The organism is Erythrobacter aureus, from assembly GCF_003355455.1.
GTDB classification, from domain to species: Bacteria; Pseudomonadota; Alphaproteobacteria; order Sphingomonadales; family Sphingomonadaceae; genus Qipengyuania; species Qipengyuania aurea.
This window is the reverse complement of record NZ_CP031357.1, coordinates 1,864,721-1,879,220: the sequence shown is the minus strand read 5'-3', so window position 1 is coordinate 1,879,220 and position 14,500 is coordinate 1,864,721. Positions and strand designations below refer to the sequence as shown.

The following is a 14,500-nucleotide window of genomic DNA, read 5'->3' as shown; positions in this document are numbered from 1 at the left end:
TTCGGTGCCCTGGAATGCATCATATGTTCAACCACTCCATAACAGGTCGCTAGACCGGTAAGCTTAACGCGGGAAAGGCAGTTGCATACGCATTTCCACTTATGCGCTCGCAAAAAGCCAGGATACGGGCCGCATCTACGACCCCCTGCTTCTTAACCTTTCCGTTTCGTCAGGACGCTCGCCATCGATAGGAGATGTAACGCCGTCCATCGAAACCACCACTTTTCCTTGTCAGCATCGTGGTCCATGTGTTCCATCATGAAGGCTTTGCCATGGGTGAAGATCGCGCCGACCGCGACAAATTGGGGAGAGTGCCGCTGATGACCGAAGATATCCTCGAACCCGACCTGCCGATTATCGATCCGCACCATCACCTTTGGGACCTGCGCCCGCTGATCGCGGCTTTTCCGGAACCGAGGCACGATTTCATCGAAGCCGTCGCCGGAGCCGCTTACTATACTTTCGACGAACTACACTCCGATACGCATTCGGGACATAAGGTGATCGGCACGGTGTTTATGGAATGCGGCGCCTTCTACGACGCTGCACGCGCCGACGCGATGAAGCCGGTCGGCGAAGTCGAATTCGCCAATGGTGTCGCGGCACAGGGAGCCAGCGGCCAGTACGGCGATTATCGCCCCTGTGCGGGAATCGTCGGGCATGCGGACCTGACGCTTGGCGAGGCGGTCAGGCCCGTCGTCGAAGCCCTGATCGCCGCCGGCAATGGACGCTTTAAGGGTATTCGCCATGCCGCAGCATGGGATGCGGATCCCGATGTGCTCGGCCCGCCTTTTCACGCACCGGAGGGCCTCTACCGCTCGGACGCCTTCCGCGCCGGTTTCGCGGCTTACTCGGATTACGGGCTGACCTTCGATGCCTGGCTGCTCGAGCCCCAGCTCGGGGACCTGCTCGACCTCGCCAAGGCGTTCCCGGAACAGCAGATCGTCCTCGACCACTGCGGCACACCGCTCAATATCGCATCCTATCGCGGCAAGCTGCACGAACGCTTCGATGTCTGGCGCCGTTCGATCCATGCCCTTGCCGAATGTCCCAATGTAGCGGTGAAGCTCGGCGGTCTGGCGATGGCTTTCTGCGGCCTGCCCGAGGATGGTCCGGCGAAGGGGCACGGTTCCGAATATCTGGCGGCGTTGTGGCGGCCTTATGTCGAAACCTGCATCGAGGCCTTCGGTCCGGGGCGCGCAATGTTCGAATCCAATTACCCGGTGGATCGCTGGGGCGCCAGCTATCCGACCCTTTGGAATGCCTTCAAGCGACTTGCCGCCGGGTACAGCAAGGACGATAAGCGCGCGCTTTTCGCAGCCACGGCGGCGCGAGTTTACGACATCGAGCATATCCTCGACCGCGCCCCGACCGACGCTTGACGTTTACGTAACGTCACTCTCGACAAGCGCCTCGACGCACCATAGGCCCTCGCCTCCACAGTTCTCAGAGGAGCCTCCTGCATGACCCTGCCCGCCCCGTTCGACAAGTTGCGTATTCCCGTAATCGGATCGCCGCTGTTCATCGTTTCCGGGCCGGAACTCGTCATCGCGCAGTGCAAGGCCGGTATTGTCGGGAGCTTTCCCGCATTGAACGCGCGGCCACAGAGCCAGGTGGATGAATGGCTCCACCAGATAACCGAAGAGCTGGCCGCGCATAATCGCGACAATCCCGACCGACCGGCAGCGCCCTATGCAGTGAACCAGATCGTCCACAGGTCGAACGATCGCCTCGATGCCGATATGCAGACCTGCGCAAAATGGCAGGTGCCCATGGTGATTACCTCGCTCGGCGCACGCGAAGAGGTTTTCAAGGCCGTGGATAGCTGGGGCGGAATCACGCTGCACGACGTCATCAACGACCGCTTTGCTCGCAAGGCGATCGAGAAAGGCGCTTCCGGGCTCATTCCTGTGGCCGCAGGTGCGGGCGGTCATGCCGGCACGCTCAGCCCCTTCGCGTTGATGCAGGAAATCCGCGAATGGTTCGATGGTCTGGTGGCGCTTTCGGGCTCCATCGCTCATGGACGCTCGATCCTGGGCGCGCAGGCTCTGGGCGCGGACTTCGCCTATATCGGTTCGCCATGGATCGCGGCGAGCGAGGCGAATGCGGATCAGCGGTACAAGGACGCGATCGTCCAAGGCCGTGCCGACGGCATCGTTTACACCAACCTCTTCACCGGAGTGCATGGGAATTATCTGCGCTCGAGCATCGAGGGTGCGGGGCTTGACCCCGACAATCTCCCTGAAAGCGATCCCAGCAAGATGAACTTCGGCAGCGGCGGCAACACCAAGGCCAAGGCCTGGAAGGACATTTGGGGTTCGGGCCAGGGCATTGGCAGCGTGACCAAGAGCGCGCCGGTGGAAGAAACGGTCGCCCGGCTCGAACGCGAATATATCGCAGCGAAGGAAGCGCTGGCAAAGGTGACCGCCTAAAGCACCACGGCGGTCCCGGCGGCCCATAAAACCTCAGCCATCGCATCGAGGTCGGAAAAGTCGACTCCCCTGCCCAAGGGGTCCTTGCGATTGAGCCGCAAGGGCTTTCGCTCGTCCAGCAGTCTTTGGCGCAAGGCCCGCTGCAACAGCGCCAGCCGCATCAGCGCGGTCTCGGCGGCGTGGATCGGATCGGACGTGGATTGGCGCGCCCATTTGCGTTCGATGCGGCCCACCCGTTCGATCACCATCGCATTGTAATCGCGGTGCGGCCCGCGGTGGAGCGGAAGGGCCAGGCGCCGCGCAGCCTCCTCGCGCGCGGGGAGCAGCAGACCATTCCTGCGAAAGTCGTCGAAACCGATCCGTTCGGTGCCCAAAGCATCGAACAAGGCTTCGAAACATGCCTCACCAAGCAATTGGCGTGGCAGCAGGTGATGCCTCTGCAACGCCGGATCGTGCTGGGGAGACCCGCGTCGGTTTACGGCCCGGAATGGAAGGTTGCGACGATTGGCGCCCAAGGTGGCTGGCAGGCGATAATCCATCCCGCAGTCAGGCTGGAAAAATCCTGAGCAGACCGGCCGGACGATCCGGTTCCAATTTCAGGATTGTCCCGTCTTCGGTCGCAAACTCGCAAGCGCTTTCCGGCAGGTCGAAACCGATCAATTCCTGGACCACGCGCACAGCCAGGCGCGTGGCGGCGGTTCGATCGCGGCACAGGGCGGGATCGAGCCACAATTCGCAATCGGTGAAGAAGTTTAGCCCCTCGCTACACAATGCCCCCTGCCCGTCGAACCGGATGCCGAGCAGTCCGAGTGCGGGAAACGGTCCGCCGATGAGCCAGCTTTCGGTCGTTTTGGCAAAAAACTTCGGCGCGATGGCAGAGCGTGCGGGAGGCCAGCACACCGCATTCACGCCGCCCAGCGATCGGACCAGCGCGGCGCCGATCCCCAGTAGGGTTCGCACAATCGGAAGTGCATGGGCGCCCTGCGCTATATGCGGTCCCGGATACAGTCCGAGCGCTTCGCTCCCCTCCTCGCGGTCGACCTGGACGTTGAACAGGTAGCCAACTTCCGGCGTGGCCAGCGCGGGGCCTGGTCGCAAGCCGAGCAAATCGAAGGTCAACCCGTCGGCGAGCAGTTCGACCCAGTCGATATCGCTGTCGTTCGGCAGGGCGCCGCCGTTTACCGGGTCAAGTCTCTCGACTGCGATGGGATCATGGCTGATCGCGATGCGCGGCTGGTCCGAAAGGGCAGCAAGCAAATCGGCGCGATCCGGCCTTTTACCCTTGTCGAACAAGAGGATGAGCCCGGAACCGACTGCGCTGCCTTCGCCAATGCTTCGCTCACCGGCCGCCACCAGAATACGCCGTCCTTCTCCCTGCGAAGAGCAAACCTTGGCTGCAATCCGGCAGGCCGTCGAGTCCACAAAAGGCTAATGCTCGAAAGCGGACCCTTTTATCAGAATATCCCCTGCGCGATTCCTTCGGCCAGACCCGCGCCGAGTTCGGTCGCCTTGGCAAGCGTCTGGGGCGCAACGGTCTTCGATGCGAGAATCGCTTCCGGTTCCTGCGCGTCGGTCATTTCGATCCACGGATCGGTCACTCGCTTCAACCGCCAGCCCGTGGCGATGCGATCGATCTGCCGCTGCGCGCCCTCCCCATCCGATCCGGCGGCGATGACCGTGGCATAGGGCCTGCCTTCGATCCGCCCCAGGACCGGATAATAGCAGCGGTCGAACATTTCCTTCATCTCGCCGCTCATACTGGCTAGATTTTCCGGGCAACAAAACAGGTAACCGCCGGCCGCAACCAGATCCTCCGGCGAAACATCGGCCGCCCGCTTCAACACGCCGCCGTCGTCGGCGCCCTCACTGGCGGCACGAGCGATCTGCTCGCTGGTACCGGTGCGGCTGTGCCAGACGATGAGCAGAGACGTTGGGGCCATCGGCAGAGCATCGCCAACACCTGTCGATTGTCAATCTCCAGAACTTCCGCGAAGACCATGCCCGAGCTATTGCCATCCCATGGCATCGCAGGCCCTCTCCTACGTATTTGGTATTTCCTCCTCGCTTACCGGCCGTGCCTGGCGCTGGCGTGGCGGGAATATGGAGCTCGGCAACACGCCGGGCCTGGGCGACGATATCGTGCGTCAGCTCTTGCTTTCACGCGGAGTCGCCGCAGAGGATATCGAACGACATCGCAATCCGACATTGCGGAATTTCCTGCCCGACCCATCCCTGTTCCGCGACATGGACGTTGCCGCCGATCGCATCGCGCAGGCCGTTATCGCGGGTGAGAGAATCACCATTTACGGCGATTACGACGTCGACGGGGCGACCAGTTCCGCATTGCTGATCCGTTTGTTGCGCGAGCTGGGCGTGGAAGCGGACTATTACATTCCCGACAGGCTGCTGGAAGGCTACGGACCGTCGGGCGAAGCTCTGGTCAAGCTAGGCCAGGCAGGTTCCAGCCTGATCGTCACGGTCGATTGCGGCGCGATGGCGCATGAGGCGCTGGGCATGGCGCATGAGGCGGGCATCGACGTGATCGTGGTCGACCACCACAAATGCGCCGCGGACCTTCCCAAGACGGTGGCGCTGGTCAACCCCAATCGTCTGGATGAAGAAGACGAGGCGGCGGCACATGGACACCTTGCCGCAGTCGGGGTGGCATTCCTGCTGGCGATTGCCCTGGTCCGCACTCTGCGCGAGCGCGATTTCTTCGCCGCGCGCAAGGAACCGGACCTGCTCGCGCTGCTCGATGTCGTCGCTCTGGGCACAGTCGCCGATGTCGCCGCGCTACATGGTCTCAATCGCGCCTTCGTCTCGCAGGGCCTCAAAGTCATGGCCAGGCGCGACAATATCGGCATGTCCGCCCTCATCGATGCAAGCCGCCTCAAGCGCGCCCCGGCGTGTTCGGACCTCGGCTTTGCGCTTGGCCCGCGCATCAACGCCGGCGGTCGCGTGGGAGAATCGACGCTAGGCGTCAGACTTCTGACCACGCAGGATCCCGAAGAGGCACGCGAAATCGCAGCGCAATTGTCCGCGCTCAACGAGGAACGCCGGGCGATCGAAGCGGAAGTGCAAGAGGCCGCCGAAGAGCAATTGGCGGCGCAGCACAATCGCGCGGTGCACCTCGTGGCAGGTGAAGGCTGGCACCCCGGCGTGATCGGCATCGTGGCCGGGCGCATCAAGGAAAAGACGGGTAAGCCTTCGCTGGTGGTCGCGCTCGACGGCGACACTGGCAAGGGATCCGGGCGCTCGATCGCCGGGGTCGACCTTGGCGCCGCCATCATCCGCGCCCGCGACGAAGGATTGCTGGTGGCGGGCGGCGGACATGCAATGGCCGCCGGATTGACCGTGGCCGCAGACCAAGTCGAGGCGTTGGCCGATTGGCTCGACCGTATGCTCGAAGGACAGGTCGCCCGCGCTTCGGCTGAGCGTGCCATGGCGCTGGACCTTGCGGTCGCCCCCGGTGGGTTGACGCCCGAACTGGTCCACTCGCTCGAGGAAGGGGGACCTTATGGAGTAGGCTGGCCCGGCCCACGCGTTGCAGTGGGTCCGGTGCGACTGGTCAAATGCGATATCGTCGGAACAGATCACGTTCGCCTGATCGCCGCCGGCGAAGATGGCAAGAGCTTCAAGGGCATCGCTTTCCGTGCCGCGGAAAGCGACATGGGTCAGGCCCTGCTGCACGGTTCGCGTGGCCGCCGCCTGTGGCTGGCAGGCCGGGTAAAGATCGACGATTGGGGCAATCGTCCCCAGGCGGAACTGCACCTCGAGGACGCCGCGTGGGCCGATTGAATCATTTGCATGCATTCGAGGGTTGACGGCCCGCAACCCCACGCCTAATTGGCCCGCCACGCCACCGACCCGCAACGCGGGTGTGGCCCGTTCGTCTAGCGGTTAGGACGCGGCCCTTTCACGGCTGAAACACGGGTTCGATTCCCGTACGGGTCACCACGGTGGCGGTATTGCATCTGCAATCCGCGCAAAGCGCCACATATGTGGCCCGTTCGTCTAGCGGTTAGGACGCGGCCCTTTCACGGCTGAAACACGGGTTCGATTCCCGTACGGGTCACCATCTCCCCACATCTTCGGAAAAGCGGGTAGCGCCCCTTGCCGGGCACGGGTAAGGCGCGCGGCAATGAGCGAGCGAAGCTTCCCCTGGCCCGGATTCGCAGTGGCGGTTGTCGCCTGCATCTTTCTTGCGATTCTCGGTGTCGACCTGGTCTATGTGGGGGTTCTCTTCCTCGTCTGGACGGGATCTCTCCATCTGGTCTCGGCTCGACCGCCCGAGAACAAACCCGTTGCCACCGGCCCCGCTTTCACCCGCGACAATATGGCGGACCTGTTCGAGCACTCCGAAACGCCGGTCGTAATCACCGAACGCGATCGGGTGATCGTGGCCAATCTAGCAGCGCGCAAACTGCTCGGCGGGCACATCGTCGGACAGGACGTACGTATGGCGCTGCGCCAGCCCGAAGCCATCCGGCTGCTGGCACGCAAGGCCGATGGCGGAGCGGTCGTGCGCGGGCTGGCACGGCGCACGGACATCTGGCGGATCAACCGCAAAAGCCTTCCGGGAGGCCTTGCCGTCATCGAATTCGTCAACAAGACCGCCGAAGCCGACATTGCCCGCGCGCATACCGATTTCGTTGCCAATGCCAGCCACGAACTGCGCACGCCGCTTGCTTCGATCATCGGTTATGTCGAGACGCTGCGCGAAGATGTGGACCGGCTCGACCCCCGAATGGCCGACAAATTTCTCGGTACTATCCAGCGCGAAGCCAAGCGGCTGCAGGATCTTGTCAGCGATCTCATGTCTCTGTCGCGAATCGAAGCCGAGAAGCACGACCTCCCCAGCAAGACACTCGACCTCTCCAAGCTGGTGGAACGCGCCGCTCACGATGCGGCGAGCGGCGAGCGGGCGCCATTGCTCGATTTCGAGACTGCGCAGGCATTCGAGGTGCTCGGTGACCGGCAACAGCTCGAACAACTCGTCCGCAACCTCGTCGACAACGCGTTCAAATACGGGAGTCCGGGCGAGCGGGTCACCGTGCGTTTGCATCCGAGAGGTGACAGCCGTGTGCGCCTGACCGTCACCGACCGCGGCGACGGCATATCGCCCGAACATATTCCCCACCTCACCCGTCGCTTTTACCGTACCGATCCGGGTCGCAGCCGGGCATCGGGGGGAACCGGGCTGGGCCTTGCGATCGTCAAGCATATCGTGGAGCGGCATCGTGGCAGACTCGACATCGACAGCACGCCTGGCGAAGGCACGAGGGTCACTGTCACCCTGCCGATCGAAAAAGCCGACGAGACTGTCTGACCTTACACCCCGTTGCAAAGCCCCGCAGCGCATCGCGCCGGTACATACGCTTGCCTGCAACCTGTCATCGAAATGTAATTTAGCGGTCATAGAGGCGTCGTCGCACCGTAATTTCCCGTTCAAAGGATTCGTCCCGATGACCCGTACTTACCGCCTGTCCTTGGCGGCTGCGGCGCTCTGCTGCACCATGGCCACCCCGCTGTTCGCCCAGGACGTAACTGTCTCGACCGACGAACTGGCCCAGATGCGCGCCCAGCTTTCCGCGATGAACGCGCGGATCGACCAGCTCGAAAACGAATTGGCGGCCGCCAGGGCTGCGAATGAGGCGCAGGACGCAACGATCGCGGCCAATACCGCAGCCGCCGCGGCGAAGCCCGAGACGGCTGTCGCCACGCTCGAAAAGGGGGATGGCTGGAGTTTCAAGCCGCGCGGCCGCCTGATGTACGATGCCGGCTGGACCAATGCCCCGGAATCGACTGGCGCCAGCGATGGTTTCGGCAACGAAGTGCGCCGTGCCCGTCTCGGCGCCTCGGGCGATATCCCGGGCGGCTTCGGTTACAAGGTCGAAGTCGATTTCGCCGGGAACGAGGTTGAGATGGCCGACGCCATCCTGACTTACGAGGACGGCCCGCTCGAAATCGCGATCGGCCATCACAACAACTTCCAGTCGCTGGAAGAGCTGACCAGCAGCCTCCACACAACCTTCATCGAGCGCGCCGCCTTCACCGACGCTTTCGGCTTCGAACGCCGTATCGGTGCATCGGCGACCTATTCGAAAGGCGCGATCCTGGCACAGGCCGGTGTCTTCACCGACAATTTCGACGACACTTCGAGCAAGAATCGCGGCGTCGATGCCCGTCTGGTCTTCATGCCGAAATCGGGCGAAGCGCAGCTCCATTTCGGGGGCTCGTTCCATTACAACGACATCGACGATCCCGCAGCCACCGTGCGCTATCGCCAACGTCCCCTGGTTCACTTCACGTCGGAACGGTTCGTCAATACCGGCCGACTCGGCGCGAAGAGCGAGACCGGATTCGGGCTTGAGGGCGCCGCGATCGCCGGACGGTTCCATGCCGCTGCGGAAGGCTACTGGCAGAAGGTCGACATGCCCGGCGCGGCGATGGACCCGACCTTCTTCGGTGCCTATTTCGAAGCGGGCGTTTTCCTCACCGACGACAGGCGCGGTTACAAGGCAGGCAAGTTCGACCGTACCAAACCCAGCAACCCGGTCGGAGAAGGCGGTTTCGGCTCGCTCCAGCTGAACCTGCGCTACGATCACCTGGATTTGAACGATGCCGGCATTCTGGGCGGTCAGCAGGCCGGTTATCTGGCCTCGCTGATCTGGAAGCCCACGGATTATACGGCCTTCATGGTCAACTACGGCCGGCTGCAATATACCGATGCCGTTCTGCCGACCGCCAATGGCGACACCTCTTACGGTGTGGACGCCGTTGGTCTGCGCGCGCAGGTCGATTTCTGACCCGCGAAAAGGCCAGTCAAACGATTGTCGCAACGCTGTAACATTGAGGCGCTTTGGCGCCGCTAGCTATCAACCCAAGGGGCTACCCATGACAAAGACCAAATCCATCATATTCGCCGCGGTTTCCGCTGCCGCCCTCGCCGCCTGCGGTGGCAGCGGTGGCGACTCCGCTTCGCGCGATTCGATCCGCGCGGTCGGTTCCTCGACCGTTTTCCCCTTTGCCAAGGCGGTTTCGGAAGCCTTCGTGCGCTCCAACCCCGAATTCCGCTCGCCGATCATCGAATCGACCGGCACGGGCGGCGGCATGAAGCTGTTCTGCTCCGGCGTCGGCGCCGATACGCCCGACATGACCAATGCGTCGCGCCGCATGAAGGCCAGCGAATTCGCCGACTGCCAGGCCAATGGCGTGACCGATGTGATCGAACTGCAGGTCGGTCTCGATGGTATCGCCTTCGCTTCGGCCCAGGGCGGGATCACCATGGACCTGACCCCGCAGCAGGTCTACGAAGCGCTGGCCGCATCCCCCTATGGCGGCGAACAGACCACCAAGACCTGGTCCGACGTCGATCCTTCGCTGCCGGATCAGCCGATCCTGGTCTACGGCCCGCCCTCCACCTCGGGCACGCGCGATGCGCTTAAGGAACTTGTTCTCGAGGCCGGGTGCAAGACCAACGCGGACATGAAGGCTCTGAAAGAGACCGACGAAGACCGCTACGACCAGCTCTGTACCGAAGTGCGTTCGGACGGTGCCTATGTCGACCAGGGCGAGCAGGACAATCTCATCGTCCAGAAGATCGAAGGCAATCCCAACGCGGTTGGCGTCTTCGGCTACAGCTATCTCGAAGAGAACGCGGACAAGGTTCAGGGCCTCAACATGAATGGTGTCGCCCCGACTTACGAGAACATTTCGAGCTTCGAATATCCCGGCGCGCGTCCGCTCTACGTCTATGTGAAGAAGGCTCATCTCGACGCGATCCCCGGGCTCAAGGAATATCTCGCCCAGTGGACCAAGATGTGGGCAAAGGATGGCGATCTGGCAAAGATCGGTCTTGTGGCTTCGCCCGATGACGTTATGGCGGCCAACCAGAAAGCGGCCACCGAGTTCACGACGCTCGACGGCGCCCAGCTCAAGTAAGGTTGAATGTAACGCATGTCGCCAGCCATCTTGCTCCTCCTGGCCCTCGGGCTCGGGCTCGCCGGATGGTTGGCGGCTCGTGCACGTGCATGGACCTTTCGGCGTGAAAGCGCCGATGGCAGGCTCGCCAGCCTGCCTACCTACCACGCGTGGTATGTCGCGCTGTGGATCGTCCTTCCGGTACTGGCATTCGTGGCGCTCTGGGGTGCGATAGCCCCGGGTCTCGTCAGCCAGTCGGTCCTGGCCGATCCCGCGGCGGCCGACCTTCCCGTGTTCGGCTTCGAACGCCAGACGATCCTCAACGAGGCCCGCGCGGTCGCGACGGGGGCGGCGCCTGCCGTGTTCAATCCCCAGGCTGCCGCGCTTGTCGAACCCTATCGCGATGCGCTGTCGCATTACAACCTGATCGGGATCGCGGTGACGGTGCTGATCGCGTTTCTCGGCGGTGCCTACGCCTTTCTGCGTCTGCGGCCGGATTTCGCAGCCCGCACCAAGGTCGAGCGGATCGTCATGTCGATCCTGTTGGGCGCTTCGCTGGTGGCGATCCTGACCACTATCGGCATCCTTGCCAGCCTCATTTTCGAGACCGTCCGGTTCTTCGGCATGGTCTCGCCGATCGATTTCCTTTTCGGCACCCATTGGGGTCCCGACCCCATGGCCAACCCCGACAATCCCGATCCGTCCCGCTATGGCGCGGTGCCTTTGTTCTGGGGCACGCTGTTCATCGGCGCGATCATCGCGATGATCGTCGCCATCCCGCTCGGCCTTATGAGCGCGATCTACCTCACGCAATATGCCAACCCCCGGCTGCGCAAATGGATCAAGCCGGCGCTCGAGATTCTCGCGGGCGTGCCGACGGTCGTTTACGGATATTTCGCAGCTCTGACGATCGCACCGGCCATTCGCGATATCGCCCTGAAGCTCGGCGTGACGAACCCTTCGACCGAGAGCGCGCTCGCCGCCGGTCTGGTCATGGGTGTGATGATCATTCCCTTCGTGTCCTCGATGGCCGACGACAGCATCACGGCCGTTCCGCAGGCGATGCGCGACGGCAGCCTCGCCATGGGCGCCACGACCAGCGAGACGATCCGCCGGGTCTTGGTTCCGGCTGCCCTGCCCGGCATCGTGGCCGGGATCATGCTGGCCATCAGCCGCGCGATCGGGGAAACCATGATCGTGGTGATGGCGGCATCGACGGCCGCCAACCTGTCGGCCAACCCGCTCGACAGAATGACGACCGTGACCGTCCAGATCGTCAAGATGCTGACCGGCGAAGGGAGCTTCGACCACCCTGCCACGCTCAGCGCCTTTGCCCTCGGCTTTGTTCTGTTCCTCGTCACCCTCGGCCTCAACTTCATCGCGCTCAGCGTGGTCAAAAGGTATCGCGAAGCATATGACTGAGCGTGTCGCCCCTACCCGCACGCCCGCCTTCGAGGCGCGTCTCAAGAAACGCTACGCTGCCGAGCGCCGGTTCAAAGCTATCGGCCTGTCGGCGATCCTGTTCTCGATCGCCGTGCTCATACTCCTGCTCGCGACGATGACTTTCAACGGGATTGGCGGGTTCCAGCGCGTGGAACTGCAGGTCCCGGTCGATTTCGCCGAAGCCGGCATCGCCGCCGACCCGGCCGCGATGGAACAGCCGGGCGCTCTCGCCTCGCTCGAAGCACAGGGCCTGCGCGACGTGGTCCAGTATTTCGCGGAAGAGCATCTGGGCGAGGAAGGCGCTGAAGAACTCGGCGCTCAGGCCTGGCGCGATGTCGCCGCGGCGATCATCGCCGATCCGGCGATCCTGCGCGAAGAGATCACCTTCTCCCTGCCGGCATCGGCAAATCTCGCTTCGGGGTATGAAGGGGAAGGCTCGCAGGACATGCAGGCGCTCGCGGCGCAACTGGCGCAAGAAGGGCAGATCGAGAAGAACTTCGATGTCGGCTTCCTCACCCGCTCGGATGCGACAAACCCGCAGCAGGTCGGTATCTGGGGGGCGCTCAAGGGCTCCATGCTGACGATGGTCGTCACCCTCCTGCTTGCCTTCCCGATCGGCGTTCTCGCGGCACTCTATCTCGAAGAATATGCGCCCAAGAACAGGTGGACCGACTTCATCGAGCTGTCGATCAACAATCTGGCCGCCGTTCCGTCGATCATTTTCGGCCTGCTGGGGCTCGCCGTATTCCTGACGCTGTTCCCCAATTTGCGGTCGGCGCCGGTGATCGGCGGTATGACGCTCGCCCTGATGACCATGCCGGTCATCGTGATTTCGGGTCGCAACGCCATCAAGGCCGTCCCGCCGAGCATTCGCGATGGCGCGCTGGCAGTGGGTGCCTCGCCCGTCCAGGTCGTGTTCCACCATGTCCTGCCGCTTGCCTTGCCGGGCATTCTCACGGGCACGATCATCGGCATGGCTCGCGCTCTCGGCGAGACCGCGCCGCTGTTGATGATCGGCATGCGCGCCTTTGTCGCCACCCCGCCCGATGGCTTTACCTCTCCCGCGACCGTCCTGCCCATGCAGATCTTTCTGTGGTCGGACGAAATCGACCGCGGTTTCGTGGAACGCACCAGCGCGGCGATCATCGTGCTATTGCTGTTCCTGCTCGTGATGAACGGGCTCGCCATCTACCTGCGTAACAAATTCGAGAAAACCTGGTGACCGTAGTCCACGACAACCTCGAGCCCACCGAAGCCAAGATGAGCGCCACCGATGTCTCCGTTTTCTATGGCGACAAGAAGGCGATCGATTCGGTTTCGATAGACATCCCGACCGAATACGTGACCGCCTTCATCGGTCCGTCCGGTTGCGGCAAGTCCACCTTCCTGCGCACTCTCAACCGCATGAACGACACCATTCCCACCGCCCGGGTCGAGGGGATGATCGAACTCGATGGCCAGGATATCTACCGCTCCGGAATGGATGTCGTGCAGCTTCGCGCGCGAGTCGGCATGGTTTTCCAGAAGCCCAACCCCTTTCCCAAATCGATCTATGAGAACATCGCCTACGGCCCCAAGATTCACGGTCTGGCCGAAGGCAAGGACGAACTCGATGCCATCGTCGAGAAATCGCTCAAGCGCGCCGGATTGTGGGAAGAGGTAAAGGACCGTCTCCAGGACAGCGGTACGGCGCTGTCCGGCGGCCAGCAGCAGCGATTGTGTATCGCCCGCGCCATTGCGGTCGATCCCGAAGTCATTCTGATGGACGAGCCTTGTTCGGCGCTCGATCCGATCGCCACCGCGAAGATCGAGGAACTTATCGCGGAACTCAACGGCCGTTATGCTATCGTAATCGTGACCCACTCGATGCAGCAGGCCGCCCGCGTCAGCCAGCGTACCGCCTTCTTCCACCTCGGAAAAATGGTGGAATACGGCCGCACATCTGACATATTCACCAATCCGCACGAAAAGCGCACCCAGGATTACATCACGGGTCGCTACGGATAAGGCCATGAATTCCATGCAAGAACACACAGTAAAGGCCTTCGATGAAGACATCACCCGCCTGCGCGGCCTGATCGCCGAAATGGGCGGATTGGCCGAAGCGGCGGTCGCCCAATCGCTCGAAGCGCTGGTCAAGGGCGACGATGAGCTGGCGGACAAGGTCGTCAAAGGCGACAAGAAGATCGACGCGCTCGAAAGCGAGGTCGACAAGCTTGCCGTGCGCATCATCGCGCTGCGCGCCCCCATGGCCGACGATCTTCGCGAAGTGATCGCCGCCCTCAAGATCGCCGGCGTGGTGGAGCGCATCGGCGATTATTCGAAGAACATCGCCAAGGCGAGCAAGCAGATCGGCGGCAACCGCAAGCAGTTCGAACCGCTCACACTGCTTCCCGCCATGGCGGAAGTCGCCGCCGAAATGGTCCACGACGTGCTGACCGCTTACGCCGCCCGCGATGCCGAGCTGGCCCGCGAGGTGATCGCGGCCGATGAGAAGGTCGATGCCTTCTACAATTCGATTTTTCGCAATCTCGTCAGCCACATGGTCGAAAACCCTTCCACCATTTCGAGCGCGGCGCAGATGCTGTTCATCGCGCGCAATCTCGAACGTGTCGGCGATCATGCCACGAATGTTGCCGAAATGGTGCACTTTGCGGCGACGGGCAATTATCCGCCCGACGAAGACGGCTGACACAAAACTG

The 14,500-nt window shown here is 62.7% G+C and carries 13 protein-coding genes and 2 tRNA genes; 12 read left to right on the top strand and 3 right to left on the bottom strand.

Annotated features, from left to right (window positions below; translation table 11 throughout):
* Positions 1–320 precede the first annotated feature (320 nt).
* A complete protein-coding gene (locus DVR09_RS09170; protein WP_115417877.1) occupies positions 321–1,382 on the top strand; it encodes an amidohydrolase family protein in 1,062 nt (353 codons plus the stop codon).
* Positions 1,383–1,463: 81 nt separating this feature from the next.
* Complete coding sequence (locus DVR09_RS09165; protein WP_115416659.1) at positions 1,464–2,432, top strand: NAD(P)H-dependent flavin oxidoreductase; 969 nt, start codon at positions 1,464–1,466, stop codon at positions 2,430–2,432.
* Here DVR09_RS09165 and DVR09_RS09160 read toward each other — a convergent pair.
* The 3 genes from DVR09_RS09160 to DVR09_RS09150 all read right to left on the bottom strand — a co-directional run bounded on the left by DVR09_RS09160 (position 2,429) and on the right by DVR09_RS09150 (position 4,372).
* Positions 2,429–2,875, bottom strand: a complete 447-nt coding sequence (locus DVR09_RS09160) for an AHH domain-containing protein (RefSeq protein ID WP_234041386.1) — start codon at positions 2,873–2,875, stop codon at positions 2,429–2,431. The genes DVR09_RS09165 and DVR09_RS09160 overlap by 4 nt on opposite strands.
* 103 nt (positions 2,876–2,978) lie before the next feature.
* Complete coding sequence (locus DVR09_RS09155; protein WP_115416657.1) at positions 2,979–3,785, bottom strand: hypothetical protein; 807 nt, start codon at positions 3,783–3,785, stop codon at positions 2,979–2,981.
* A 101-nt stretch (positions 3,786–3,886) separates the two neighbouring features.
* Positions 3,887–4,372 carry a flavodoxin family protein gene (locus DVR09_RS09150; RefSeq protein ID WP_115416656.1) on the bottom strand — a complete coding sequence of 162 codons (486 nt, stop codon included), beginning with the start codon at positions 4,370–4,372 and terminating at the stop codon, positions 3,887–3,889.
* A 79-nt stretch (positions 4,373–4,451) separates the two neighbouring features.
* Here DVR09_RS09150 and recJ point away from each other — a divergent pair, with 79 nt between their 5' ends.
* The 10 genes from recJ to phoU all read left to right on the top strand — a co-directional run bounded on the left by recJ (position 4,452) and on the right by phoU (position 14,490).
* Positions 4,452–6,230 carry a single-stranded-DNA-specific exonuclease RecJ gene (gene recJ / locus DVR09_RS09145; RefSeq protein WP_115416655.1) on the top strand — a complete coding sequence of 593 codons (1,779 nt, stop codon included), beginning with the start codon at positions 4,452–4,454 and terminating at the stop codon, positions 6,228–6,230.
* 84 nt (positions 6,231–6,314) lie between these two features.
* A tRNA-Glu gene (locus DVR09_RS09140) sits at positions 6,315–6,389 on the top strand.
* Between the two features lie 46 nt (positions 6,390–6,435).
* Positions 6,436–6,510 (top strand) — tRNA-Glu (locus tag DVR09_RS09135).
* Positions 6,511–6,573: 63 nt separating this feature from the next.
* Positions 6,574–7,761: an ATP-binding protein gene (locus DVR09_RS09130; protein ID WP_115416654.1), complete on the top strand. Its 1,188-nt coding sequence runs from the start codon at positions 6,574–6,576 to the stop codon at positions 7,759–7,761.
* Between the two features lie 136 nt (positions 7,762–7,897).
* Positions 7,898–9,241 carry an OprO/OprP family phosphate-selective porin gene (locus tag DVR09_RS09125; RefSeq protein ID WP_115416653.1) on the top strand — a complete coding sequence of 448 codons (1,344 nt, stop codon included), beginning with the start codon at positions 7,898–7,900 and terminating at the stop codon, positions 9,239–9,241.
* An 88-nt stretch (positions 9,242–9,329) separates the two neighbouring features.
* The gene (locus DVR09_RS09120; protein WP_115416652.1) at positions 9,330–10,376 is read left to right on the top strand and encodes a substrate-binding domain-containing protein; all 1,047 of its coding nucleotides are present in this window, start codon (positions 9,330–9,332) and stop codon (positions 10,374–10,376) included.
* A gap of 15 nt (positions 10,377–10,391) precedes the next feature.
* Positions 10,392–11,777: a phosphate ABC transporter permease subunit PstC gene (gene pstC, locus DVR09_RS09115; RefSeq protein ID WP_115416651.1), complete on the top strand. Its 1,386-nt coding sequence runs from the start codon at positions 10,392–10,394 to the stop codon at positions 11,775–11,777.
* A complete protein-coding gene (gene pstA, locus DVR09_RS09110; protein ID WP_115416650.1) occupies positions 11,770–13,020 on the top strand; it encodes a phosphate ABC transporter permease PstA in 1,251 nt (416 codons plus the stop codon). Before pstC ends, pstA begins: the two co-directional genes overlap by 8 nt.
* Before the next feature lie 38 nt (positions 13,021–13,058).
* Positions 13,059–13,805, top strand: a complete 747-nt coding sequence (gene pstB, locus DVR09_RS09105; RefSeq protein ID WP_234041612.1) for a phosphate ABC transporter ATP-binding protein PstB — start codon at positions 13,059–13,061, stop codon at positions 13,803–13,805.
* Between the two features lie 13 nt (positions 13,806–13,818).
* On the top strand, positions 13,819–14,490 hold the full coding sequence (phoU, locus tag DVR09_RS09100; protein ID WP_115417876.1) for a phosphate signaling complex protein PhoU: 672 nt from the start codon (positions 13,819–13,821) through the stop codon (positions 14,488–14,490).
* The last annotated feature ends 10 nt before the right edge of the window (positions 14,491–14,500 follow it).